The following is a 23752-nucleotide window of genomic DNA, read 5'->3' as shown; positions in this document are numbered from 1 at the left end:
GAATGGGTGGGGAAATCAAGCCCGCCACTCCTCGCGCACGCTCTCGTCTTGCTCACTGCTCGCCGCAGTCAGCTTCATCGCGTCAAACTCATCCCGCGACAGCAACTGCGCCAGCGCCCACACCGCCGCCCCGCGCACCAGCGGGCTCGCATCAGCCAGCAATCGACGCGCTTCCTCCGCCAGCGCCATCTCGCCGGAGTTGCCGATCGCGATCAGCACGTTCCGCAAGAAGCGATCGCGACCAATCCGCTTCACCGGGGACTTCGCGAACAGCGCGCGAAAGGCGGCTTCGTCGAGCCGTGAAAGTTCAGCAAGACCGGGCGCACGCAATTCATCACGCGCGGCGAGTTTTGCTTCGCGTCCTTCCTGCGCAAACTTGTTCCAGGGACAGGCGGCGAGGCAGTCATCGCAGCCATAGATGCGGTTGCCTATCGCTTTGCGAAACTCGCGCGGGATCGGCACCTTGTTCTCGATGGTGAGATAGGAGATGCAGCGCCGCGCATCGAGCTTGTAGGGCGCGGGGAACGCCGAGGTCGGGCAGATGTCGAGACAGGCCTGGCACGAGCCGCAATGATCGATCTCGGCACCGTCGCGCGGCAGTTCGAGTGTGGTGTAGATCGCGCCGAGAAACAGCCATGAGCCGAACTCGCGCGAGACCAGATTGGTGTGCTTGCCCTGCCAGCCGAGATGGGCCGCTTGCGCGAGCGGCTTCTCCATCACCGCCGCGGTGTCGACGAATACTTTCACTTCGCTCGGTGCGGTCGCGACCAGCCAGCGCGCCAGCGCCTTCAGTCGCTTCTTGATGAGGTCGTGATAATCGTCGCCCTGCGCATAGACCGAGATCGCCGCGCGCGTGCGCTGTGTCAGGATCGCAAGCGGATCCTGGTCGGGGCCGTAATTGACGCCAAGCATGATCACGCTGCGCACGTCGGCCCACAGCCCGCGCGGATCGACCCGGCGCTCCGGCTGGTTCGCAAGCCAGTCCATGTCACCATGGCCGCCGGAGGCGATGAATTCGAGGAAATGCTGTCCAGCGTTCTCGATCGTGCCGGGCTCGGTGATCCCGATGCAGTCGAAGCCGAGCGCACGCGCTTCGCGTGCCAGCGCCGCCTTCAGTTCGGTCGGATCGGAGTTCAGAAATCCAGGTCCACGTAGGTCCGCGACGCCGGCACGCCCGCCAGCCATTCGCTCAGCAGCGGACGGAACGACGGGCGGGATTTCACCCGCGCGTACCACGCCTTTGCCGCGTCGTCCTCGCTCCATGGCACGTCGCCCAGATAGTCGATCGCCGAGAGATGCGCCGCGGCGGCGAGATCCGCGTAACTGAGCCGGTCGCCGGCGAGGAAGTTACGCGTCTGCGCCAGCCAGCCGATATAGGCGAGATGATAGCGCACATTGGCCTTGGCGGCGCGCATCACGTCGGGTGAGGGCGGTCCGCCGCCATTGTCCTCGCTCATGAAGCGCTTGTAGATGCGCTCGGTGACGAGCGGGTGGGAGACCTCCTCGAAGAATTTTTCGTTGAACCAGGCCATCAGCCGGCGCACCTCGACGCGCTCGGCGATCGTCTCCGGCATCAGGCGCTTGGGGCCCATCTCGGCGCCATAGGCCTCATCGAGATACTCGGCAATAATGGCCGCGCCCGGAATCGGCGGCTGCTCGTCGTCCACCAGCACCGGCGTCGTGCCGGCCGCATTGAGCAGCAGAAATGCCTCGCGCCGTTCCCAGCTGCGCTCCTCGGCCAGCTTCAGTTCGAGCCCGTATTCGCCCGCGATCAGGCGGATGAAGCGCGAATGCGGACAGAACGGATGATGAAACAGCGTAAACATGAAGCCTTTGACTATTTGATGGTGCTTAAGAATCCATCAATGTTTGTGCGGCGCCACACTAGTCTTTCAAAACCGCGAGGCAAGGGCGCGTTAGCGCATTTTGCGATTGCGAGCGAGGGGCGAATAGGCGAGAAGAGCCCCGCTTTTCCAGCGGAAATGGACCGTAAATATGTCAGATACAATACGGGCAGTGATCCTCGGCATCATCGAGGGTGTGACCGAGTTCCTTCCCGTTTCCTCGACTGGCCACCTGCTGCTTGCGGAGCGCTTCTTCGGCCTTGGCGAGGGCGCCTTCTGGGATTCGTTTACGGTTTTGATCCAGCTCGGCGCGATCCTCGCGATCGTCGTGCTGTACTTCAAGAAACTGTGGGACGTCGCGATCGGCATGTTCACCGGCGATGCCTATGCGCGCCGCTTCGTGATCGGCGTGCTGGTGGCGTTCCTGCCTGCGGTGATCGTCGGTCTCGTCGCCGGCAAATACATCAAGAGCATGCTGTTCAATCCCTGGGTCGTGTGCTTCTCGCTGATCGTGGGCGGCGCCATCCTGTTGTGGGTCGATCGGCTCGATCTCAAGGCGCGCGAGCATGACGCCACCAGGTTTCCGCTGCTGATGTATCTCTATATCGGCATCGCCCAGTGCGTCGCGATGATCCCGGGCGTGTCGCGCTCCGGCGCCAGCATCGTCGCCGCGATGTTTCTGGGGGCCGACAAGCGGGCGGCGGCGGAGTTCTCGTTCTTCCTCGCCATCCCCACCATGATCGGCGCGTTCGCCTATGATTTCTACAAGAACCGCTCCGAGATGACGATGGACCATATGGGCATCGTCGCGATCGGTTTCGTGGTGTCGTTCATCACCGCCATCATCGTGGTCAAGGCGTTCCTCGGATACGTCACCCGCCACGGCTTCGTGGTGTTCGCCTGGTGGCGCGTCATCGTCGGCACGCTCGGCCTGATCGCGCTGGCGCTCGGCCATTAACCTTTGTTGACGCGCCTCAACGCAATATCAGCTTTTGACCGCTAGGCAGTGTCCGGAGCGGGATGGCCCGCAGGCGGAGCTGAACGATGACCCTCGTCAGCGGCTGGGGGCGGTTCCCGGTCGTCGATAGCGAAGTGCTGCGGCCGCGGTCGTTCGAGGCCGTGGGCGCGGCTGTCGCCCAGGTGACCGGCTCCGTGGCCCGGGGCAATGGCCGCGCCTATGGTGATGCCGCGATCGGCGTCAGCCGGACCATCGCGATGACCGGGTTCGACCGGGTCAGGTCGTTCGATCGGGCGACGGGCCGCATCCGCCTCGAGGCCGGCGTGCTGCTGTCCGACCTGATCGACACTTTTGGCCCGCGCGGTTTCCTGCCCTTCGTCGTACCCGGCACGCGGTTTGTGTCGGTTGGCGGCGCCATCGCTGCCGATGTGCATGGCAAGAACCATCATGGCGAGGGCGGCTTTGGCCGCTATGTCGACAGCATTCTGCTGCGCACCGGCGCGGGCGAGACGATCGAGGTCTCGCGCGTACAACATCCCGATGCCTTCTTCGCGACCGTCGGCGGCATGGGCCTCACGGGTGTGATCCTCGAAGCCACGTTGCGGCTACGCTCCGTGGAGACCGGCTGGATCCGCGAGCGCGTGATCTCCGCATCCGATCTCGACGCCGCGATGCGCGCGCTCGAGGCGAGTGTGTCCGCGACCTATTCGGTGGCGTGGATCGATTGCGTGGCACGAGGGCGCGACCTCGGCCGCTCGCTGATCTATCTCGGTGAGCACGCCCGCACCGACGAGCTTGCCGAAGGCGCCGCTCGCTTTCCCGCCGGCAAAAATCCCGGGCTCGGCGTGCCGATCGATCTGCCGTCGATGACGCTCAATCGATACAGCATCCGCGCCTTCAACGAGCTCTACTACCGTATGGGCGCAAGGCGCGCCGGCGGCGACCATGTGGTCTCGCTCTATCCGTATTTCTTCCCGCTCGACAGCATCAGTGACTGGAATCGCATCTATGGACGGCGCGGCTTTCTCCAGCATCAATGCGTGATCCCGGAAGCTGGCGCGCGCGCCGTACTCGGCGACATTCTCGATCGTGTTGCGAGGCGCGGTGATGCCTCCTTCCTCGCGGTGCTGAAGAAGCTCGGCCATGGCGACGGCCTGTTGTCGTTTCCGCTGCCTGGCTACACGCTGGCGCTGGATTTCCCGGTGAAGGGCGACATCCTGAATTTCCTCGACGAGATCGACCGCCTCGTCGTCGCCGCCGGCGGACGGCTTTATCTCGCCAAGGATGCGCGCCAGTCGCGCGCGACGTTCGAGGCCGGCTATCCCGCGCTGTCGCGCTTCAACGCGATCCGCAAATCGCTCGATCCCGCCGGAAACATTCGTTCGAGACTTTCGCAACGCCTGTTCGATGAGGTTTAAACCGTGACATCACGCAAGACCGTTCTGGTGCTCGGTGGCTCCTCTGATATCGGCCGCGCCGCGGCACGTGCCTTTGCCAAAGCAGGCTACGATGTCGGCGTCGCAGGCCGCGATGCCGCCGCGCTGGAGCCTGACGCGGCGGATCTGCGCGCGCGCTACAATATCGAAGCGAGGACGTGGACATTCGACGTGCTCGACACCGCCTCGTTCGACGGCTTTGTCGCGGGCCTTCCCGTGTTGCCCGACGTCGTCGTCTCGATCATCGGGCTCCTGGGCGTGCAGCCAAGCGCCGAGAGCGATCTCGCGCACGCCACGGCGATCATGCGCTCGAACTACGAGGGTCCGTCACTGATCCTCGGCCTGTTCGCCGAAAAGTTCTTAGGCCGCGGCAATGGCACGATTGTCGGCGTGTCGTCGGTCGCAGGCGATCGTGGCCGCGCCTCGAACTATGTCTATGGCTCCGCGAAAGCCGGCTTCTCGGCCTTCCTGTCGGGCCTGCGCGCCCGCGCCAGCCGCGGCGGCGTGCATGTCGTCACCGTGAAACCTGGCTTCGTCCGCACCAAGATGACGGAAGGCATGAAGCTGATCGGCCCACTCACCGTCGATGCGCCGGTCGTGGGTGATGCGATCCTCGCAGCCGTCGCGAAGAAGACGGATGTCGTCTATATCAGCGGCAAATGGCGTCTCGTGATGCTCATCATCAAGACGCTGCCGGAGGCGGTGTTCAAGAAGCTGAAGTTTTGACGTTCTTGCGGCTCACACCACTGTCTCGTCATGCCCGGCCTTGTGCCGGGCATCCACGTTCTTGGCGTCCGCATTAAGAAAGACGTGGATGGCCGGGACATAGGCGAGCGAAGCGACGCCGTCCTTCGGACGGCTATGCCCGGCCATGACGGCGGAGAGAACGAGCCCTCACGCGCTCTTGCGCTGGAACTGGCCCTGCGGGCGGAAACGCCACAGGTACTGCGGGGCGACCGCTTCCAGCGAATCGGCGGCGATGCCGAGGCCTTCCAGCGTCAGCCCGGCGGCCTTGGCCGCATCCGACACGACATTGTCGCGCTCGAGCAGCGTCACCTGGTCCGGCGTCAGCTTCAGCGCGCCCGGGGCGAATTGCAGCAAGGAGGCGTTGAGGCGGGCGAGGCCGAACGACAGCGGCGCCAGCGTCGGCTTGCGATCGGCGATGGCGACGATGGCCTCGATGATCTCGCGCATCGTCAGCACTTCCGGCCCGCCGAGCTCGTAGGTGGCGCCCGCCTTGGCCTTGCCGTCGACGGCATCCGCAATCGCGGTGGCGACGTCGCCGACATAGACCGGCTGCATCCTGGTCTCGCCGCCGATCAGCGGCAGCACCGGCGACAGCCGCGCCAGCGCCGCGAAGCGGTTGGTGAACTGGTCCTCGGGGCCGAACATCACGGAGGGACGGAAGATCGTGGCCGACGGCACGGCCGCGATCACCGCGGCCTCGCCGGCTGCCTTGGCCTTGGCATAAAGCGAGGGCGATTCGGCGTCGGCGCCGATCGCCGAGACGTGGATCAGCCTCGCGCCGACGGCGGCCGCCGCCCTGGCGACGGTCTCGGCGCCCTTGGCCTGGACGGCGTCGAAGGTCTGCCCGCCGCCCTCGGTGAGGATGCCGACCAGATTGATCACCACATCCGAATCGCGCACCGCCGCCTCGACCGAGGCCGGATAGCGCAGATTGGCCTGGATGGTGTGGACCTGGCCGACCTTGCCGGAAGGCTGGAGGTATCCGGCCAGTTCCGGCCGCCGCACCGCGACCCGGACCCGGTAGTCCCGCCGGCACAGCGCGCGGACGACATTCCGGCCCAAAAACCCCGATCCGCCGAAAACCGTGACGAGAGTTTCCAGATTCGATGCCATTAGAATTGTCCTGGGTCCGATCCTGCAGGAAGAGTGCGTGTTATCAGGCTTGTATCGGCCCGGTTTGCAATGCGCAATCGGCAAGCCGAACCATGAATTGACAACCGCGTCACTGAACCGTAGTAACCGCCTCCGTGCCCCAAACGGCATGCCCAGGTGGTGGAATTGGTAGACGCGCTGGCTTCAGGTGCCAGTGGCTTAACGGCCGTGAAGGTTCGAGTCCTTTCCTGGGCACCATTTTGCGGGATTTGGTCCCCAAATAGGCCTGCTTCCAATCATCGGAGCTAGCCGGACCGCGATCTTTGCATCGCCGCTGCGGGATGGCTGATGGGACCAAAATCCCTCACACCACGCTCCTCCCCGCCCTCTCCGCCACCGATTTCTGCACAAAATACATCATCAACAGCGTGATCATCGTCGTGGTGACGACGACATAGCCGATCCGCTCGAAATGGAGCAGCGAACCGTCCGGTTGTTGCGAGATGATCGCGGCCGCGAGCACCGAGCCGAGCCCGCCGGAGAGCTGCTGGAGCGAGGCGCTGACCGCGCTGAACGAGCCGCGCTGGCTCGGGTCGGGGATCGCCGACATCAGCGCCTGCGACGGGATCATGCGCGAGAAGATGCCGACGAACATCAGCACGTTGACGACGATCGCGGTCACCAGCGAGACGTGGCCGAGATGGGTGTAGATCAGCACCATGATGGCGGTCATCGCGCAGCCGAACACGAAGGTCGGATATTTGCCGAAGGCGTCGCTGGCGCGGCCGACCAGCGGTCCGGTGACGATGCTGAACAGGCCGGAGACCAGATAGATCGTCGGCAGATGCACGATGTCGATGCCGATATTGTTGACGGTGAAGGCGCTGGAATACGGCATCAGCATGTAGCCGCCCGTCGCCAGCAAGGTCGTGACCGCGAAGGCCAGCGTGTAGCGCGGCTCACTGACCGTCGCGACCAGATGGTGGAACGGGTTCCTGTCCTGCTTCAGCTTCAGATGCGCGTCGACCGGCTCCATGGCGAAGGCGATGATGGCGATCGCCAGGATCGACAGGCCGATGATCGCAAAGAAGCAGACATGCCAGCTCCAGTGATTGGCGAGAAACAGTCCGGCCGGAACGCCCAGCACCTGGCTCGCGGCGAACGCCGTCTGCACGAATCCCATGACGCGGCCGCGCAAGTGTAGCGGAAACAGATCGGTGACGATGGCGAGCACGATCGAGCCGATCACGCCGCCGAACAATCCGGTCACGATCCGGCCGAGCAGCAGCACGTGGTAGGTCTGCGCCAGCGCGCAGAGCAGCGTTCCGAGCGTGAAGCCGACATAGAAGAACAGCAGCAGCCGCTTGCGGTCGAAGCGGTCGGCAAAGCCGGCGGCCAGGATGCCCGATAGTCCGGCGCTGAACGCGTAGGCCGACACCGCGACGCCGAATTGCCCGGCCGTGATGTTGAGCGAGGGCATCAGGATGGCGCCGAGCGGCGACATGATGATGAAATCGAGGATGATCGTGAACTGTGCGAACGCGAGCAGCGCCACCAGGAGTGACTGGTAGCGCGAAAAGCCGCGCTGGCGTTCCTGCTGATCGTCGATCGGCGCGGCGAGCGTCTGGTCTGTCATGGCACCTGATGCATGTGAGAAGCCGGGCTCAGATAGGGTGGGCGCGGGCGATTTCCACGGGCGCGGGCCTCAAGTTCCGCTGGTATATCGAGCGCGCGCCGGATTGTGGGATCCCTGCAACAGCCTGGCGGCGGGCCCTCTCAGCCGCCGTTCCGCCGGCCGAATTAAGCCGCCCTTAGCGAATGCTCCCTAGGCTCGCGGGCGTCCATTTTCCTGCTCCCGGCCTCCCCAGAACTTGGGCCGGCCGTGTCGCGGTCAGACAGAGCGTTTTCGGATGGAGCAGCCCGTCAGGCAGTACGATCGGAGCGAAGCCGCGCCGCAGGCGAATTCGGCGCCCGCCCGCACCCTCGTCATCGATCTCGAAGGCGCTCTGCTGCGCTCTGAATTATTGATGGAGGCGCTGTTCTCCAGTCCGGCGCGCATGCTGGCCCGCTTTGGCGCCGGCGGCCGCGCAGGCATGGCAGCGCTCACGGATATTCTGGCGTGCGCCGAGCTCGACTACGCCCACCTTCCCTACGATGCCGACGTGCTGAACCAGGCGCTGGTGGCACGCGCGCGGGGCGAGAGGATTTTTCTGGTCGCGCGCCGCTTCGCCGATCATGCAGCCGGCATCGCCGCGCATCTCGGCTTTGACGGCGTCGTGACGCCGGCCGATCTTGCCGCGGGTGAGCATCTGCCGTTCGATCGCGCCGCGATCGAGCGCATCGCGCACCGAAGCCGCGGCCGCGCATCTCTCAAAACCTGGGCGAAGGCGCTACGGGTCTATCAATACGCCAAGAACACGCTCGTGTTCGTACCCGTCATCACGGCACATCAGATGAACCTCGCCACGCTCGGCACCACGCTGCTGGCGTTCCTGGCATTCTCGGCCTGCGCGTCGGGTGCCTATCTGATGAACGACCTGCTCGACCTCGCCGCCGATCGCCAGCATCCGACCAAGCGCCATCGCGCGCTCGCGGCGGGTGACCTGCCGATCTCCTCGGCGCTGTCAGCGATCCCTGCGCTGTGGCTGGTCGCCGTCGCCGCCAGCCTCTCCATCTCCGTAACCTTCCTCGGCGTGCTCGCCGCCTATCTCGCCACCACCATCGCCTATTCGCTCGTGCTCAAGCGCAAGATGCTGGTCGATGTCGTCACCCTCGCCGGGCTCTACTCCTTGCGCATCGGCGCCGGCGCGGTCGCGGCCGGTGTCGTGCTGTCGGAATGGCTCATGGTGTTCTCGCTGTTCGTGTTCACCTCGCTCGCGCTGATCAAGCGCTTCAGCGAGCTCAGCATGCGCCAGGGCGAAGGCCTCGCCGATCCCTCCAACCGCGACTACCGCATCAGCGATCTGCACATCATCGCCGCGATGGCGGCCGCGAGCGCCATGAATGCGGTGACGGTGTTCGCGCTCTACGTCTCGTCCTCCGCGGTGACGCCGCTCTACAGCCGGCCCTGGATGCTGTGGCTGCTCGCGCCCTTGCTGTTGTACTGGTTCGGCCGCGCCCTGATGATCGCGCATCGCCGCGAGATGCCCGACGATCCCATCATCTACGCCTTCCGGGACGGCGCGAGCCGCGTCGTCGTGGCGGCGATGGTCTGCATCATGCTGGCGGCGATCTGATGAGCCTCGCGACCTCGAGCCTGGGTACGGCGAGCCGGAAGAGCTTGCGGGCGCTCTCGCCTGCGATCGTCGATACGCTGGTGATTGCGGCGTTCGCGGCCGTGGTGTCCCTGCTGCGCACCGGCTTCGTCTTCGGCATCGAGAACAACCTGTTCCATCTTCCGATCGTCGCCGGGCTCGGCAACGAGCCGCAGTTTCACGATGACGCCTTCATCCAGTCCCTGCGCTATTTCGCCTCTGGCGTCTGGATCCTGCTGAACGACACGCAGAAGGATTTGGGGCAGACGGAAGTGCTGTTCTTCGTTCTGAATTATCTGTCGCGCCTGTTGTCTCTGATCGGCTTCCTGTGCTGCGCCTCGCTGCTCGGCGTCGTCACGCGGCGTGACAAGATCGTCTTCAGCCTGATCCTGTGCGCGATCGCGTTCCTCGACGGTTACAGCCCGGTCGGCATGGGCGGACTGTTCGTGAACTATTTCACGCATTCCGAGATCGCCAACGGCACCGTCCTGCTCGCAATCTATTTCGCGGCGCGACGATGGTTCATGTCGGCGGCCATTGCCTGCGGTGTCACCTTCTTCGTCAATGCCTTCGTTGCCGTCTGGCTGGCACCGCTGCTGGTTCTCGTCGCGGTCACCTCGATGCTTCGAGGCGAGACGCCACTGCGGACCGTCTGCTGGCGGACCTTCGCCGGGGTCGTGATCTCGCTCCCCATTGCCTATCCGGTCCTGCATGCCGTGCTCGGCAATCCCGAGTTCGGCAAGCCGCCCGGCTTCGACTATCCGGCCTATCTCCATGAATATTATGCCGGCCATTCGCTGATCACGGCGGCCGATCTCGACAGCATCCTCGCGACGGTCGCGGTGATCGCTGTCGGCGCCGCCGCGTTTGCGTGGTTCGGCGCCCGGGCGCGCGCGTTGCAGGCGGCCTATCTCGGCGCGATCCTGGTCTATGCGGTCGGTATCGTCATTCCATTCGTCTCCGGCGCGAATCTCGTTCTCAATCTTCAGCTGCTGCGTTCGGGGACGCAGATCTATCTTTTGGCCGGACTTGCCGTGGCGGCGCTCACGACCAACTGGCTGAGCCGTGACCGTGCGATGGCCTTCCTCCCGGGGTGCCTGATGGTGCTTTGCCTCGGCATCGACGGCATCGCGATCGCGCTCATCGTTCCGCTGGTTGTGGGCGTGGTCCTGGCCACGCGCGTGACGGACGACGCGCCCGCCTCGCATCGCCGGTTCGGCTATGCGGCGTTGGCGCTGGTGGGTCTGGTTCTATGGCCGCTTGCGGTCTGGCAGAACGTCGCCGTCAACCGCCTCTTCAACGATGGGGTCGGTGAGTGGCAGGACGTCGGCAATTGGGCGCGCGCTGCGACACGGGCCGATGCGATCTTCCTGCCGCTACCCCATCGCCCGGAAACCACGCCGGCGGATCCCGCGGACCTCGCGCTCACGCGGACGACCATCTTCGAATTCGTGGCGCATCGCCGCATCTGGGTCGACCACAAGCGCGGCGCCGCCGCGATGTGGACGCCGTCCTACTACTGGATCTGGCACGAGCGGATGACCGAGACGGAGGCGCTGGCGTCCCACGCCGCACGATTGGCCTATGCCGCGGGGCACGGCATCGGTTACGTGGTCGATCGCTGCGAGACATTGTCCTCGCAGCATGACGTGGTGTTCCGGACCAGACGGCTCTGCGTCTCGGCCGCCGGACGCGCGCCGGCCGGTTGAAATACGGCCGCGATGCTTGCGCCGACCGTGGCCAGCAGCTACATCGCGGCGCGCAAGGCTGCTGGCGGATCTTCGACCCGGCCGGCCCTCGCCAGTTGCCGCTTCAGGCATTAATTTGATCTAGCGCCGATTCGATCGAGGGTTTGAAACGCCATGACCGTACGCCTGCATCGCGGCGACCTGCCTGACCTCACCCGCTACACCGGCGCGGTCGCGATCGACACCGAGACCATGGGGTTGAACCCGCACCGCGACCGGCTCTGCGTGGTCCAGCTCTCGCCCGGCGACGGCAGTGCCGACGTGGTGCAGATTCCCAAGGGTCACACCGACGCGCCGAACCTGAAGGCCCTGCTGGCCAATCCCGCCATCACCAAGATCTTCCATTTCGCGCGGTTCGACGTCGCGGTGCTCTACCAGAGCTTCGGCGTGATGACCGGGCCGATCTACTGCACCAAGATCGCCTCCCGCCTGACCCGCACCTATACCGACCGCCACGGCCTTAAGGACCTCGTCCGCGAGGTGCTCAATGTCGACCTCTCCAAGCAGCAGCAATCCAGCGACTGGGGTTCCGACAGCCTGACCGAGCCGCAGCTCGCCTACGCCGCCTCCGACGTGCTGCACCTGCACGCCCTGCGCGAGCGGCTCGACGCCATGCTGGTCCGGGAAGGCCGCACCGCGCTGGCAAAAGCCTGTTTCGACTTCCTGCCGACCCGCGCCCTGCTCGACCTCCAGGGCTGGGAGGAAGAGGACATTTTTGCGCATTCCTGAGCCCGCTGCAGGCTGTTGGGTTCAGGTTGCCGCCCCGTTTCGGACACTTTCGTAACGGCCTGTCCAAGGCTGATATGTCCAAGGCTGATATGTGCAAGGCTGCATAATTTGGCGCTTCCGGGTACAATGGCACGCCCGCGATCGGACAAGGCGAGCGACACCCTGGAGCAGCGGTGAATTCGGCCCAGTTTTCCACCTACGACGCCGCGCTCGCGGCGAAGTTTGCCAGCGCGGCGCGCCACAGCCGCCTGGTGCGGATTCTGCGCATCGCGGTGCCGGTGACCGTGATTCTCGCCATGGCCTCGATCGTTGCGGTCTCCACCTTCCTCAACCCCTTCACCATGATCCCCGTGAAGGTCGATTCCGGAAACCTGGTGGTGACGGGTACCAAGATCACGATGGAATCGCCGCATCTGTCCGGCTTCACGCCGGACCAGCGGCCCTACGAGCTCTGGGCCAAGACCGCGACGCAGGACATCACCGATCCCGACCATGTCGACCTCAACGACCTCAAGGCGAAGGTGCTGATGGAAGACCAGTCGACCCTACTGCTCGATGCCCGCACCGGCCGGTTCGACAACAAGCAACAGCAGCTCGATTTGCACAAGGACATCTTCCTGCGCACCTCGACCGGCTACGAGGCGCGGTTGAACTCCGCTTTCGTCGACATGGGCAAGGGCACGGTCTCCTCGGACGATCATGTCGACGTCAAGCTGACCAACGGCACGCTGACCGCCGATCGCTTGCGCATCACCGAAGGCGGCGACGTCATTCGTTTCGAAGGCAATGTCGTGATGTATCTGGACAAGATCAGCACGGATGACGCTGCGCCCGCGCCGGTCGAGCAGCCCGCGCCGGCGCCTGTGCCTGCGAAGTCCAGGAACAAATCTGCGAACTCAAAGTGATTTTCATGGCTCATTTTTTCCCGCGCAACGACAGCAAGCGTCGCGCCATCGTCGCAGCGGTTTGGCTTGGCGGCGCTGCGCTGATTGCGACCGGTGCGGCGGTCGCGCAAAGCACGATGCAGGGCGTGCCCAATGCGATGCAGGGCTTTTCGCAGAACCGCGATCAGCCGATCCAGATCGAGGCCGCCTCGCTCGAGATGCGCGACAAGAAAAAGGAAGCGACCTTCGCGGGCAATGTGAAGGTCGTGCAGGGCGACACCACCATGACCTCGAAGACGCTGGTGGTGTTCTACGAATCCAGCAGCGACAAGGCGGCCGTGCCGCAGGCTGAGCCGGCCAAGGGCGCCAAGGCGACCAAGGGCGCGCCGATGCAATCGGCGACGCCGGGGCCGGGCGGCGCCTCCTCGATCAAGCGGCTGGAAGCGCGCGGCAATGTCGTCGTCACCCAGAAGGACCAGGTGGTGACCGGCGAGACCGCCGTGTTCGACACCAAGACCAACCTCATCACCATGCTCGGCGGCGTGGTGCTGACGCAGTGCCAGAACGTGCTGCGCGGCGACCGCCTGATGGTCGACATGACCACCGGCGTCTCCCGGGTGGAATCCGACAGCGGCAAGGTGCAGGGCCTGTTCATCCAGTCCCAGGGCGGCGCGAACGGCAAATGCGGAACGCCGGTCGCCCCGGGTGCGGGCTCGCCCTTGCAATTGCCGGGCTCAGGTAAACAAAAGTAAATTCAAGAGCTTGGCTCAGATGCAGCCGATCCGAGGTTGAAGCTTGCCCGGCGAGACTGTATCTAGCGGCAGGGCTTTCGAAGCGGGGTCCGCCGCTTTTCGGGCGTGTTTCACTGGGCATGAGACATCCCTACATTCATGCTGCGTCGGCGAAGTAACAGGCTGGCGCGGCAGACCGCGCGAGGACCGCGCAGGATCCGTAGCAGGCTAGAAGGCGGGGATGGTCGATCTGTTCAGCATGTTCCGTCGGCGCCCCGCCAAGCGCGGCCGGCCAGGATTTGCCCGTCAGGACATCACCGCGCTCGGTGACAGCGTCGGCGGCCTGGTGGCGAGCCCGGTGCGCGATGCGCCGCCGATTGCCCGGGAGCAGCCGATGCAGGCCTCGGACCCCTATGGCGTCGAGGCCCCGCCGCGGGCGCGGCCGGCGGCGGCTCAACCGCCCAAAGCCAAACCCAGCGCGAAGCCCGTTGCAAAGTCCAACGGCACGGGCGGACCGCAGCTGCTGCGGCGGCCGGGCTTCCTGGCTGTGCATAGCGTGGAAAAGAGTTTTGGCAGCCGCCAGGTCGTGCGCGGCGTCAGCATCTATGTGCGGCGCGGCGAAGCGGTCGGCCTGCTCGGCCCGAACGGCGCCGGCAAGACCACCGTGTTCTACATGATTACCGGCCTGATCAAGGCCGATCGCGGCGCGATCGAGCTCGACGGTCACGACGTCACCAAGCTGCCGATGTATCAGCGCGCGCGGCTCGGCATCGGCTATCTGCCGCAGGAAGCCTCGATCTTCCGCGGCCTCACCGTCGAGCAGAACATTCGCGCCGTGCTCGAAGTGGTCGAGCCCTCGCGCAAGAAGCGCGAGCAGCAGCTCGACTCCCTGCTCGACGAATTCAACATCACGCGCCTGCGGAAATCGCCGTCGATCGCGCTGTCCGGCGGTGAGCGCCGCCGCGTCGAGATCGCGCGCGCGCTCGCAACGCGTCCGAACTACATGCTGCTCGACGAGCCCTTCGCCGGCATCGACCCGATTGCGGTCGGCGACATTCAGGACCTGGTTCGCCATCTCACCAATCGCGGCATCGGCGTGCTGATCACCGACCACAATGTGCGCGAGACGCTCGGCCTCACCGACCGCGCCTATATCGTCTATGCCGGTGAAATCCTGACGGAGGGGAGCCCGGACGAGATCGTCGCCGATCCGGATGTTCGCCGCCTTTACCTTGGCGAGGAATTCCGCCTCTAGCCCTTTTTTCCATTTCGTCAAGGCGTGTACATCGGGCCAGGACTAAGATAAGCAAGAATCGGACCAATTTTCGGGAACGGTTCTTATTAGATGGCGCTTACGCAGAGATTAGAGTTCCGGCAATCGCAGTCGCTGGTCATGACGCCGCAGCTGATGCAGGCGATCAAGCTGCTGCAATTGTCCAATCTCGATCTCACCACCTTCGTGGAAGAGGAACTCGAGCGTAATCCACTGCTGGAGCGGGCCAATGACGAGGCCCCCGGCGGCGAGGCCCCGGCCGAGGCCGGCCAGTTCAGCGACCATGATGGCGAAGATTCAGGCAGCCAGGGCGACGGTCATGGCGCCGATGACGGCTTTGGCGGCAGCGGCAGCGCCTTCGAGCCCGGCCAGGAAGAATGGATGAGCAAGGATCTCGGCACCCGCGCCGAGATCGAGCAGACCCTGGACACCGGCCTGGACAACGTCTTCTCCGAGGAGCCCGCCGAGGCGGCGGCGCGCAACGCCCAGGACGCAGCGCCGACCACCTATACCGAATGGGGCGGCGGCGCCTCCGGTGACGAAGACTACAATCTCGAAGCCTTCGTCGCGGCGGAAACCACGCTTGGTGACCATCTCGCCGAGCAGCTCTCGGTCGCCTTCACCGGCGCGGCCCAGCGCATGATCGGGCAATACCTGATCGACCTCGTCGACGAAGCCGGCTATCTGCCGCCCGATCTCGGCCAGGCCGCCGAGCGGCTCGGCGCGACGCAAAAGGACGTCGAGGACGTTCTCGCCGTGCTGCAGAAATTCGATCCGCCCGGCGTCTGCGCGCGCAATTTGAGCGAATGCCTGGCCATCCAGCTGCGCGAGCTCGACCGCTACGATCCTGCGATGCAGGCGCTGGTCGAGCACCTCGACCTCCTCGCCAAGCGCGACATCGGCGCGCTTCGCAAGCTCTGCGGTGTCGACGACGAGGACATCGCCGACATGATCGGCGAGATCCGCCGCCTCAATCCCAAGCCCGGCATGAAGTTCGGCTCGGCGCGCATGCAGACCATGGTGCCGGATGTCTATGTCCGCCCGGGTCCGGATGGCGGCTGGCATGTCGAGCTCAACAGCGACACCTTGCCGCGCGTGCTGGTGAACCAGACCTATTATTCCGAGCTGTCGAAGAAGAAGGGCAAGGACGGCGACAAGTCGTATTTCACCGACGCGCTGCAGAACGCGACCTGGCTGGTGCGCGCGCTCGACCAGCGCGCCCGTACCATCCTGAAGGTTGCGACCGAGATCGTGCGTCAGCAGGACGGCTTCTTCACCCATGGTGTCGCGCATCTGCGGCCGCTGAATCTGAAGGCCGTCGCCGACGCCATCCAGATGCATGAATCCACGGTGTCGCGCGTCACCGCCAACAAATACATGGCGACAAATCGCGGCACATTCGAATTGAAGTATTTCTTCACGGCCTCGATCGCCTCGGCCGACGGCGGCGAGGCGCATTCGGCCGAAGCGGTGCGTCATCACATCAAGCAGCTGATTGATTCGGAGCTGCCTGCCGCGATCCTGTCGGATGATACCATCGTGGAACGCTTGCGCGCTTCGGGCATTGATATTGCCCGCCGCACGGTCGCGAAGTACCGCGAAGCCATGCGCATTCCGTCCTCGGTGCAACGCCGTCGTGACAAGCAGAGCGCTCTTGGTAACGTCCTTTCCACCGCAATGCCGGATCGCTCCCGCAACACCGAACCGGCCTGATTGCGCTGGCGCGAAATCGCGCTACTCTCATCCCCCAATTCGCGACCGATCCAAGCTGGGCAAGCAAACCAAGCGAGGCATCACATGACTCTTCGGATTTCGGGCAAGAGCGTTAGCGTCGGTGAGGCCCTGCGCGGCCGGGTCACCGTCCGGACCGAAGAGGTCCTGCGTAAATATTTCGACGGCAACTATTCCGGCCACATCACGCTCAGCAAGGACGGCCTCGGTTTTCGCACCGACTGTGCGCTGCATCTTGATTCCGGCATTACGCTGGAAGCCGATTCGAACGCGCAGGACGCCTATGCCAGTGCCGACCAGGCGCTGATCATGATCGAGAAGCGGCTCAAGCGCTACAAGAGCCGGCTCAAGGACCGTTCCGCACGCAAGGCCCATGTCGCCTCCGCGGCGCTGGCTGCGCTCGACGCGACGGCTTACGTGCTGGAGGCACCGGGCGAGGGCGACGACGAGGACGAGGTCACCGGCTACAGCCCCGTGATCATCGCGGAGGCCACGACGTCGCTGAGGCAGCTGTCGGTCAGCGAAGCCGTCATGGAACTCGACCTCAGCGGGGCACCCTGCCTGGTATTCCAGCACGGTTCCTCGGGCCGGGTGAACATCATCTACCGCCGGGCCGACGGCAATGTCGGCTGGATCGACCCGCCGGGCGCCAAATCGGATGGCTAGGCGGCCCCCGTATCAACCACAGGTCTTAACAATGACCGGGGCAAAGCTGCACGCGGGAGTTGGCACCGGGATTGCGTTGGAGTAGAAGCGCCCCACATCAGGATCGGGGCTAAGTCCGCCTCCTGCTTCACCTTCTCGACGCCGGCCGGGCTCGATCTGATCGAGCCGGTCAATTCGGAACCTGACGGTTTAATTCACCTCGGAACACTTCCATGCCGATTACCGATCTGGTCGCGCCCGAGGCGATACTTCCGGCATTGAAGGTCAACAGCAAGAAGCAGGCGCTCCAGGAACTCGCGGCCAAGGCCGCCGAGCTGACCGGTCAGAACGAGCGCTCCGTGTTCGAGGTGCTGCTCCAGCGCGAGAAGCTCGGCACCACCGCGGTCGGCTACGGCGTCGCCATTCCCCACGGCAAGCTGCCCAAGCTGGAAAAGATTTTTGGCCTGTTCGCCCGGCTCGATCGCCCGATCGATTTCGAGGCGATGGATGGCCAGCCGGTCGATCTCGTCTTTCTGCTGCTCGCCCCCGAAGGCGCCGGCGCCGATCATCTCAAGGCGCTCGCCCGCATCGCCCGCCTGCTGCGCGACCAGGACATCGCCAAGAAGCTCCGCGCCTCGCGCGACGCGCAGGCGATCTATTCGGTGCTGGCGCTGCCGCCGGCGACCGCGGCGTAGTCGTCGTTAGGCACGCCGTAGCCTCACACTCCGTCATTGCGAGCGAAGCGAAGCAATCCAGAGTCTCTCCGCGGAAGGATTCTGGATTGCTTCGCTGCGCTCGCAATGACGCGGAGAGCGCGGTCGATCCATCGCATTAATGAAAACGATCACGCCTTCGCGGGCGCCGCGCGTGCGCTTCAGCACACCGTCGGCAGCAGGCGCCGGACTTCGTCGAGCAGTTCGCGAATCGCCGTCTTGTCACCGGCGAGATGCTTGAGCAGCGCACTTTGGAACAGGCCGTCGAACAGCGCATAGAGCGCAGCCGGCGATGACACCGGCCGCTTGCTGCCGAGCTCGGCATAGCGGGAGGCGATGCGCCAGATCATCGCTTCCAGGCTCTTGTCGATCTCGAGCACATCCTTGCGAAACGCCGCCTCGAACATCGCCTGCGCGCGCAAATCGTACCAAAGACGGTGCATGCGGGCATCGGTCTGCAGCGTTGCTGCGAGCTTGGCGAGGAAACCCTCCGTCAATTCGTCGCGGCTCGTTGCTGTCGCGACGACCTCGTCATATCGCGTCACGCACTTCGCCTTGTAGTGGCGGACGCAGCAGCAGATCAGGTCGAGCTTGTCGCTGAAATAATAGTGGAACACGCCGTGCGTGAACGCCGAGTTCTGCGCGATTTCACGCAGGCTGGTGCGTGCGAAACCGAGCTCTCCAAGCGTTTCGAGCGCGGCCTCGGCAAGCTCGATGCGCCGCGCGTTGAACTTCTCGTCGCGCAGCACCTCGGCCGCATCAGCCACACGCCGGGCCGCTCCCGTCACCTGCCGCGCCATTTCGTCCCTTCCTCAGTCCCGTTCTTTCAGGGACTTATACCGCGTCGATCGCGGAATGCTCCATCCCCTCACAACCACTTCCTTTGACAACTGTCAAATTCGTTCTTGACAAGTGTCAAGATTCTGGCGGAGGTTCGCACCAAGAATTTGGACAGTCGTCAAGACGTCCGGCCATGGAGGAACGCTTCGCTGGGTGCAGCCCAAAAGGCTTGCGCCCATCGACCTGGTGCGCGCCGACCGGCGCAGCACGAAAAGATCGATCACCAGCAACGGAGGAGTGCGTCATGAGTGGGAAGAGCCTTGCAGGCAGGAAAGCCCTGGTCACCGGCGGTGCCCGCGGCATCGGCGCGGCCATCGCGCAGGCGTTGGCGCGAGCCGGCGCCTCGATCATGATCGCCGACATCCTGGAGGAGACCGGCCGCGCCAGCGCAGCGACGATCGCGAAGGAAGACGTCGCCACGGGCTTCGTCCAACTCGACGTCACCGACGACGCGCAATGGGAGCGGGCTGTCGCCGCGACGGTCGCAACCCTCGGCGGCTACGACATCCTGATCAACAATGCCGGCATCGAGATCACGTCGCTGATCTCCGAGGTGAAGGCTGAGGACGCGCGGCGGATGTGCGACGTCAATATCGTCGGCACCGTGCTCGGCATGAAGCACGCCTTCCGTGCCATGCGCCCGGGCGGGCCGGCCGGCAAGGGCGGCGCCGTCGTCAACATCGCCTCGGTTGCGGCGACGATCGCCTTCCCGAGCATCGCGGTCTATTCGGGCACCAAATCCGCGGTCGACCGCATGACGCGGGTCGGAGCGATGGAAGCCGGCAAGCTCGGTTTCGGCGTGCGCGTGAACTGCATCTATCCGGGCCTGATCCCGACCGACATGGGCCTGCAGCTCGCCAACGACATCGTCAAGGTCGGGCTCGCGGCTGACGTCAACGCCGCGGTCGGCTCGGTGGTGGAGCAAACCCCGCTCGGCCGTCTCGCCGAGGTCACGGACATCGGCGATGCCGCGGTATTCCTGTGCTCGAACGCGGCGCGCTTCATCACCGGCATCGGACTGCCGGTCGATGGCGGCATGGGCATGTAGCAAAGAATCTGACAACGAACATTTCGGAGGAACGCAATGAGTGCGAAGAAGCCCGTCATCGTCTATGGCGCTTCCGGCTATACCGGCCGGCTGGTCTGCGAATACTTACGCGAATACAACATCCCCTTCATCGCCGCCGGCCGCAGCAATGAGAAGCTCAACGCCGCGATGAAGTCGAACGTAGCGGGCATCGAGACCGCCGACTACGAGGTGGTCAAGGTGCCGCACACCGTAGCTGCGCTGACGGAATTGTTCAGTGGCGCCTCGGTGGTGCTCAACACCGTGGGCCCCTTCGCCAAGTTCGGCGGCGAAGTGGTGCAGGCTTGCCTCGCCTCCAAGTGTCATTACACCGACACCACCGGTGAGCAGGACTGGCTGATCACGCTCGAGCAGGAGTGGGGTCCGAAGTTCGCCAATGCCGGCCTGCTGTTGGCGCCGGGCATCGCGCAGATGTACACCACCGGCGAGATCGCAGCCCAGCTGTGCCTGGAGACGCCCGGCCTCGACACGCTTGATATCGCCGTGTTCTGGGGTGGCAGCCCGACCATCGCATCGACGCAGACCATCCTGGTCAACGCCGCGATGGCCAAGGCCTACTATCTGGAGCAGAACAAGTATGTCGAGCATCAGCCCGATGCCGGCCTCTACAACCTCGCCATCCCCGGCCAGCATGAGCTGGCGCTGGCGCTGCCCTGGGGCGGCACCTCGCATCCCGTGTGGTTCAAGCGCGATCCGCGCGTGGCCAACGTCAAGGTGCTGGGCGGCGTGTTCAACCGCGGGCTGATGCTGGCCGTGCCGCAGATCGTTGCCGCCGCGCTGGATGCGACCAAGGACATGAAGCCCGACGACCGCTACACCGCGCTGGCGCAGACCGCCGCCGGCGTGATGAACACCATGCCGCCGCGTGAGAACCCGCGCGTCAACAAGTCCCTGGATTCGGTGCATGCCTCAGGCCCATTGGGGCGCGCGCACTGCGTCATCTATGGCAACAGCAACTACAAGCAGACCGGCTTGCTGCAGGCCTATGCCGCGGCGCATTTGCTGCAGCAGCCGCCGAAGCGCGTGGGGTTCGCCTCCGGCTGCCAGGCGTTCGGCCATCACGAGCTGCTCGGGCAATTGCGCAGCTTCGGGCTCGTCGGCAAGCCGATTTTGACCGTGCACGATTAAGTCAATCGCGGGTGGCGCGGTCCTCCGCGTCGCCCGCTGCCGCTTCGGGTGTTGATCATGCGCTTCATCGATTACCTGGACAAAGGCGCCTCGCTCGGCGCTGATGCGCCGTGCCTGACCATGGACGGGCGCGATCTCAGCTATCGCGAGGTGCAGTCGCTGAGCTACCGAATCGCGCGCGGGCTCGCGCGATCGGGGATTGCTGCCGGCGAGAAGGTCGCAATCCTCTCCGGCAACGATCCGGTCGCGTTTGCCTGCGTCTTCGGCATTTCCCGCGCCGGTGCGGTCTGGTGCCCGATCAATCCGCGCAACGAGGCGGCCGAAAACCGGATCATCCTCGACCAATTCGACTGCAGCCTGCTGCTGTTTCATTCGAGCTTCGCGCCGATGGTCGAGGCGGTGCGTGCAGAGCTGCCAAAGCTGCGCGCCCTCGTCTGCCTCGATGCCGAGTTACCCTTCGCACCCTCGTTCGACAGCTGGCTCGCAGGCCTCGCCGACGACCCCTATCAACGCGAGACGGTCGACGATATCGCGATGATCCCGGGCACCGGCGGCACCACCGGCAAGCCGAAGGGGGGTCATGCTGTCGGGCCGCAATATCGAGGCCATGACGGCACTGACGCTGATGGGCTATCCCTTCAAGGGCCGTCCGACCTATCTCGCGCTCGCGCCGCTGACCCACGCGGCCGGCGTGCTGTGTTTCCCGATCATGGCGCTCGGCGGCCGCATCGTGATCATGCATCACCCCGACATCGCCGAATTTCTCGATCTGATCGAGCGCTATCGCGTCACGCACACCTTCCTGCCGCCGACCGTGATCTACATGCTGCTCGATCATCCGAAGCTCGATTCCGCGAAGCTCGGGTCGCTGCAATGCTTCTGGTACGGCGCGGCGCCTATCTCGGCCGCGCGGCTTGCGGAGGCGCTCCGGCGTATCGGGCCTATGGCGCAGTTGTTCGGTCAGACCGAAGCGCCGATGATGATCTCGATGATGGCGCCGCGCGAGCATTACAATGCCGACGGCACCATCGCGATGGAGCGTCTCGCCTCGGCCGGGCGGATCAGCCCGCTGGTGCAGGCCGGCATCATGGACGGCGACGGCAATTTGCTGCCATCAGGCGCACGCGGCGAGATCGTGGTCCGCGGTTCGCTGGTGATGGAAGGCTATTACAAAAATCCCGAGGCCACGGCGGAGGCCTCCGCGCATGGCTGGCACCACACCGGCGACATCGGCTATCTCGACGACGACGGCTACCTCTATATCGTCGATCGCGCCAAGGACATGATCATCACCGGCGGGTTCAACGTCTACTCGATCGAGGTCGAGAACGCGCTGCGGGCGCATGAGGCGGTGCAGGATTGCGCCGTGATTGGCCTTCCGGACGAGAAATGGGGTGAGCGGATCGTCGCCGTGGTGCAGCCCCGTGCCGGCCATCAGATTGACCCCGCGGCGCTCGCCGTCTTCGTCAAGGGACAGATCGGCAGCGTCAAGACACCGAAGCAGATCGAAGTCTGGGACGATCTGCCGCGCTCCAAGGTCGGCAAGGTGCTGAAGCCGGACATCCGCGCGCGGCTGGCGGGGCGGTCGGGCGGCTAGCAAACGCCTGTCAGGCGCCAAAAAATGCGCGGGCTGCCTTAAAGCATGCCCGCGTATTTGGATTCGTCAGCCAAGCGCGAACGCGCTCGCGTGCTCAGTGAACGCTCACCGCCTGCATCTCGTTGTTCCAGGCATTCGCCACTGCGGCTTCGGTCAGCGGCGTAAAGTGTGATCCGGCCCACCCACCTCCTTGACGAAGGCGAGCAGGAGCGTGCTGAGCCGAACCGGCTGCTCCTGTTGGATCCAGTGACCGGCGCCGTCGATCAGCTCGATGCCACCCATCCTCGTCGCCGCCTTCGTCCTCATAAGATCGAGTGCGCCCGGCGCCGCATAGGTGCCCCAATCGCTTTTGCCGCCGATGAAGAGCGACGGGACATCGATCGTTCTGCCCGAAAACAGGCGCAACTCGGCGTTCAGGTCAGGATCGGAAAAGACGCGATAAGCCTGCAGGGCGCCTTGAAACCCAGTGCGGCCATACTCCTCCGTGTAAACGCCAAGTTCCGGCTCGGTAAGCCATTTGCAGGCCAGGACCTCGGCGGCGGAAGGTTGGAATGGAGCGACGGTCTCGGGCATCGTCTTACCGAGATCCATGACGTAATAGGTGGGCATTTGTGCAAGTTCGATGGCGGTTGGGGCCTTCAGCGGATGCGGCTTGTTTCCTGGCCAGTCGCCGCTCTTGACGTGGAAAAATGCACGAAGAAACGCATGTAGGCCTTGAGGGGGGTGCCACATGTCATCGTTCGCCTCCCGTGTGCTCAGATATTGTTGATAATGCACTCTGGGCGGATCGAGCGCCGCCAGTGCGGCCGCCAACTTTTGATTTTGAGAGTTCGGTTGAGCCGCCGATGCCTCGCTGTCCGCGGTGTTGAACGGAAGTGCCGGCGGACCGGGGAACGCTGCGCTCATCAGCACCACCGAGGGAAAGACGTCAGGCCGGGCCAGCGCACAATAGGCCGCCACGGGCGAGCCGAAGTCGTGTCCGACGAGCATCGCTGTACGCCGATATCCCAACGCCGAAACCAATCCGAGGGCGTCGCGTGTCATGTTCAAGAGACTGAAGGGCGCGAGCGGGGCGTCATAGCCGTTCACCCAACCGGTGGTGCGGCCAAAACCCCGCTGGTCGGGCGCCACGACGTGGTACCCGGCGTCAGCCAGAATTGGGATCAGGTGTCGCCAGCCGTAAGCCAAATCCGGAAAGCCGTGCAGAAGCAGCGCGAGCGGCCGGCCGGGGCTTTCGTAACCGGCCTCGAGAATATGGACATCGAGGCCGTTGACGCCATGGATCATGCGCGAACGAACCCCCTTGGGAAGCGTT

General features: G+C 64.6%; 22 protein-coding genes, 1 tRNA gene and 1 pseudogene. 17 read left to right on the top strand and 7 right to left on the bottom strand.

Annotation, left to right across the window (positions count from 1 at the left end; genetic code table 11):
* Positions 1-15 precede the first annotated feature (15 nt).
* Both queG and K3F49_RS19150 read right to left on the bottom strand, forming a co-directional pair.
* On the bottom strand, positions 16-1185 hold the full coding sequence (queG, locus tag K3F49_RS19155; RefSeq protein WP_234682493.1) for a tRNA epoxyqueuosine(34) reductase QueG: 1170 nt from the start codon (positions 1183-1185) through the stop codon (positions 16-18).
* Positions 1134-1826 (bottom strand): glutathione S-transferase family protein, encoded by a 693-nt coding sequence (locus K3F49_RS19150; RefSeq protein ID WP_234682492.1) that lies wholly within the window; start codon positions 1824-1826, stop codon positions 1134-1136. Before K3F49_RS19150 ends, queG begins: the two co-directional genes overlap by 52 nt.
* A 169-nt stretch (positions 1827-1995) precedes the next feature.
* On the opposite strand from K3F49_RS19150, the gene K3F49_RS19145 reads away from it, so the two are divergent.
* The 3 genes from K3F49_RS19145 to K3F49_RS19135 all read left to right on the top strand — a co-directional run bounded on the left by K3F49_RS19145 (position 1996) and on the right by K3F49_RS19135 (position 4964).
* Entirely contained in the window at positions 1996-2802 is an 807-nt protein-coding gene (locus K3F49_RS19145; RefSeq protein WP_234682491.1) for an undecaprenyl-diphosphate phosphatase, read from the top strand.
* Positions 2803-2888: 86 nt separating this feature from the next.
* Positions 2889-4220, top strand: coding sequence for an FAD-binding oxidoreductase (locus K3F49_RS19140; RefSeq protein WP_234682490.1), 1332 nt, complete (start codon positions 2889-2891; stop codon positions 4218-4220).
* Between the two features lie 3 nt (positions 4221-4223).
* A complete protein-coding gene (locus K3F49_RS19135) occupies positions 4224-4964 on the top strand; it encodes an SDR family oxidoreductase (RefSeq protein ID WP_234682489.1) in 741 nt (246 codons plus the stop codon).
* A gap of 12 nt (positions 4965-4976) precedes the next feature.
* Here the strand turns inward: K3F49_RS19135 and K3F49_RS39200 are convergent, their stop codons facing one another.
* Together K3F49_RS39200 and K3F49_RS19130 are read right to left on the bottom strand one after the other, a co-directional pair.
* Positions 4977-5111, bottom strand: a complete 135-nt coding sequence (locus K3F49_RS39200; protein ID WP_276575397.1) for a hypothetical protein — start codon at positions 5109-5111, stop codon at positions 4977-4979.
* Between the two features lie 21 nt (positions 5112-5132).
* Positions 5133-6098, bottom strand: a complete 966-nt coding sequence (locus K3F49_RS19130) for a complex I NDUFA9 subunit family protein (RefSeq protein ID WP_234682488.1) — start codon at positions 6096-6098, stop codon at positions 5133-5135.
* Between the two features lie 150 nt (positions 6099-6248).
* Here K3F49_RS19130 and K3F49_RS19125 point away from each other — a divergent pair.
* Positions 6249-6335, top strand: a tRNA-Leu gene (locus tag K3F49_RS19125).
* A gap of 106 nt (positions 6336-6441) precedes the next feature.
* On the opposite strand, the gene K3F49_RS19120 is transcribed toward K3F49_RS19125, so the two are convergent.
* Positions 6442-7713, bottom strand: a complete 1272-nt coding sequence (locus K3F49_RS19120) for an MFS transporter (RefSeq protein WP_234682487.1) — start codon at positions 7711-7713, stop codon at positions 6442-6444.
* Between the two features lie 274 nt (positions 7714-7987).
* Between K3F49_RS19120 and K3F49_RS19115 the strand changes: the two genes are divergently transcribed.
* From K3F49_RS19115 to ptsN, 9 genes are all read left to right on the top strand, one after another.
* Complete coding sequence (locus tag K3F49_RS19115) at positions 7988-9313, top strand: UbiA family prenyltransferase (RefSeq protein ID WP_234682486.1); 1326 nt, start codon at positions 7988-7990, stop codon at positions 9311-9313.
* Positions 9313-11040, top strand: a complete 1728-nt coding sequence (locus tag K3F49_RS19110) for a hypothetical protein (protein WP_234682485.1) — start codon at positions 9313-9315, stop codon at positions 11038-11040. The genes K3F49_RS19115 and K3F49_RS19110 overlap by 1 nt, the downstream gene beginning before the upstream one ends.
* Before the next feature lie 153 nt (positions 11041-11193).
* Entirely contained in the window at positions 11194-11808 is a 615-nt protein-coding gene (locus K3F49_RS19105; protein WP_234682484.1) for a ribonuclease D, read from the top strand.
* A gap of 173 nt (positions 11809-11981) precedes the next feature.
* Positions 11982-12713, top strand: coding sequence for an LPS export ABC transporter periplasmic protein LptC (lptC, locus tag K3F49_RS19100; protein WP_234682483.1), 732 nt, complete (start codon positions 11982-11984; stop codon positions 12711-12713).
* A 5-nt stretch (positions 12714-12718) separates the two neighbouring features.
* Entirely contained in the window at positions 12719-13444 is a 726-nt protein-coding gene (locus K3F49_RS19095) for an LptA/OstA family protein (RefSeq protein WP_234682482.1), read from the top strand.
* A 220-nt stretch (positions 13445-13664) separates the two neighbouring features.
* Positions 13665-14678 carry an LPS export ABC transporter ATP-binding protein gene (gene lptB / locus K3F49_RS19090; protein ID WP_234682481.1) on the top strand — a complete coding sequence of 338 codons (1014 nt, stop codon included), beginning with the start codon at positions 13665-13667 and terminating at the stop codon, positions 14676-14678.
* A 90-nt stretch (positions 14679-14768) separates the two neighbouring features.
* Positions 14769-16409 carry an RNA polymerase factor sigma-54 gene (gene rpoN, locus K3F49_RS19085; protein WP_234682480.1) on the top strand — a complete coding sequence of 547 codons (1641 nt, stop codon included), beginning with the start codon at positions 14769-14771 and terminating at the stop codon, positions 16407-16409.
* Between the two features lie 84 nt (positions 16410-16493).
* Complete coding sequence (gene hpf / locus K3F49_RS19080) at positions 16494-17093, top strand: ribosome hibernation-promoting factor, HPF/YfiA family (RefSeq protein ID WP_234682479.1); 600 nt, start codon at positions 16494-16496, stop codon at positions 17091-17093.
* A 212-nt stretch (positions 17094-17305) separates the two neighbouring features.
* Positions 17306-17767: a PTS IIA-like nitrogen regulatory protein PtsN gene (gene ptsN / locus K3F49_RS19075; RefSeq protein WP_008141251.1), complete on the top strand. Its 462-nt coding sequence runs from the start codon at positions 17306-17308 to the stop codon at positions 17765-17767.
* Positions 17768-17946: 179 nt separating this feature from the next.
* Here ptsN and K3F49_RS19070 read toward each other — a convergent pair whose 3' ends face one another.
* Entirely contained in the window at positions 17947-18585 is a 639-nt protein-coding gene (locus K3F49_RS19070; RefSeq protein ID WP_234682478.1) for a TetR/AcrR family transcriptional regulator, read from the bottom strand.
* Positions 18586-18869: 284 nt separating this feature from the next.
* On the opposite strand from K3F49_RS19070, the gene K3F49_RS19065 reads away from it, so the two are divergent.
* The 4 genes and pseudogenes from K3F49_RS19065 (at position 18870) to K3F49_RS19050 (ending at position 22437) form a co-directional block, all read left to right on the top strand.
* Positions 18870-19673, top strand: a complete 804-nt coding sequence (locus tag K3F49_RS19065; RefSeq protein WP_234682477.1) for an SDR family NAD(P)-dependent oxidoreductase — start codon at positions 18870-18872, stop codon at positions 19671-19673.
* A gap of 36 nt (positions 19674-19709) precedes the next feature.
* A complete protein-coding gene (locus tag K3F49_RS19060; RefSeq protein WP_234682476.1) occupies positions 19710-20840 on the top strand; it encodes a DUF5938 domain-containing protein in 1131 nt (376 codons plus the stop codon).
* Between the two features lie 57 nt (positions 20841-20897).
* Positions 20898-21356 (top strand): annotated as a pseudogene (locus tag K3F49_RS19055) (AMP-binding protein); the annotation flags it as partial.
* Between the two features lie 64 nt (positions 21357-21420).
* Positions 21421-22437 carry an AMP-binding protein gene (locus K3F49_RS19050; RefSeq protein WP_234682475.1) on the top strand — a complete coding sequence of 339 codons (1017 nt, stop codon included), beginning with the start codon at positions 21421-21423 and terminating at the stop codon, positions 22435-22437.
* A 153-nt stretch (positions 22438-22590) separates the two neighbouring features.
* Here K3F49_RS19050 and K3F49_RS19045 read toward each other — a convergent pair whose 3' ends face one another.
* A complete protein-coding gene (locus tag K3F49_RS19045; RefSeq protein ID WP_234682525.1) occupies positions 22591-23724 on the bottom strand; it encodes an alpha/beta fold hydrolase in 1134 nt (377 codons plus the stop codon).
* Positions 23725-23752 lie beyond the last annotated feature (28 nt).

This window comes from Bradyrhizobium monzae (assembly GCF_021458635.1).
Taxonomy (GTDB): Bacteria; Pseudomonadota; Alphaproteobacteria; order Rhizobiales; family Xanthobacteraceae; genus Bradyrhizobium.
Note: the sequence above shows the minus strand (reverse complement) of the source record. Positions and strands in the feature narration are given on the sequence as shown.

What these genes read in the sequence shown, in the direction of transcription:
- K3F49_RS19070 (WP_234682478.1), bottom strand. Translation starts at nt 18,585, where the DNA reads ATGGCGCGGCAGGTGACGGGAGCGGCCCGGCGTGTGGCTGATGCGGCC.
- K3F49_RS19115 (WP_234682486.1), top strand. Translation starts at nt 7,988, where the DNA reads ATGGAGCAGCCCGTCAGGCAGTACGATCGGAGCGAAGCCGCGCCGCAG.
- K3F49_RS19045 (WP_234682525.1), bottom strand. Translation starts at nt 23,724, where the DNA reads ATGATCCATGGCGTCAACGGCCTCGATGTCCATATTCTCGAGGCCGGT.
- K3F49_RS19120 (WP_234682487.1), bottom strand. Translation starts at nt 7,713, where the DNA reads ATGACAGACCAGACGCTCGCCGCGCCGATCGACGATCAGCAGGAACGC.
- K3F49_RS19145 (WP_234682491.1), top strand. Translation starts at nt 1,996, where the DNA reads ATGTCAGATACAATACGGGCAGTGATCCTCGGCATCATCGAGGGTGTG.
- lptB (WP_234682481.1), top strand. Translation starts at nt 13,665, where the DNA reads ATGGTCGATCTGTTCAGCATGTTCCGTCGGCGCCCCGCCAAGCGCGGC.
- K3F49_RS19095 (WP_234682482.1), top strand. Translation starts at nt 12,719, where the DNA reads ATGGCTCATTTTTTCCCGCGCAACGACAGCAAGCGTCGCGCCATCGTC.
- queG (WP_234682493.1), bottom strand. Translation starts at nt 1,185, where the DNA reads ATGGCTGGCGGGCGTGCCGGCGTCGCGGACCTACGTGGACCTGGATTT.
- K3F49_RS19050 (WP_234682475.1), top strand. Translation starts at nt 21,421, where the DNA reads ATGCTGTCGGGCCGCAATATCGAGGCCATGACGGCACTGACGCTGATG.
- K3F49_RS19140 (WP_234682490.1), top strand. Translation starts at nt 2,889, where the DNA reads ATGACCCTCGTCAGCGGCTGGGGGCGGTTCCCGGTCGTCGATAGCGAA.
- K3F49_RS19150 (WP_234682492.1), bottom strand. Translation starts at nt 1,826, where the DNA reads ATGTTTACGCTGTTTCATCATCCGTTCTGTCCGCATTCGCGCTTCATC.
- K3F49_RS19060 (WP_234682476.1), top strand. Translation starts at nt 19,710, where the DNA reads ATGAGTGCGAAGAAGCCCGTCATCGTCTATGGCGCTTCCGGCTATACC.
- hpf (WP_234682479.1), top strand. Translation starts at nt 16,494, where the DNA reads ATGACTCTTCGGATTTCGGGCAAGAGCGTTAGCGTCGGTGAGGCCCTG.
- K3F49_RS39200 (WP_276575397.1), bottom strand. Translation starts at nt 5,111, where the DNA reads ATGGCCGGGCATAGCCGTCCGAAGGACGGCGTCGCTTCGCTCGCCTAT.
- K3F49_RS19065 (WP_234682477.1), top strand. Translation starts at nt 18,870, where the DNA reads ATGAGTGGGAAGAGCCTTGCAGGCAGGAAAGCCCTGGTCACCGGCGGT.
- K3F49_RS19110 (WP_234682485.1), top strand. Translation starts at nt 9,313, where the DNA reads ATGAGCCTCGCGACCTCGAGCCTGGGTACGGCGAGCCGGAAGAGCTTG.
- K3F49_RS19130 (WP_234682488.1), bottom strand. Translation starts at nt 6,098, where the DNA reads ATGGCATCGAATCTGGAAACTCTCGTCACGGTTTTCGGCGGATCGGGG.
- ptsN (WP_008141251.1), top strand. Translation starts at nt 17,306, where the DNA reads ATGCCGATTACCGATCTGGTCGCGCCCGAGGCGATACTTCCGGCATTG.
- K3F49_RS19105 (WP_234682484.1), top strand. Translation starts at nt 11,194, where the DNA reads ATGACCGTACGCCTGCATCGCGGCGACCTGCCTGACCTCACCCGCTAC.
- rpoN (WP_234682480.1), top strand. Translation starts at nt 14,769, where the DNA reads ATGGCGCTTACGCAGAGATTAGAGTTCCGGCAATCGCAGTCGCTGGTC.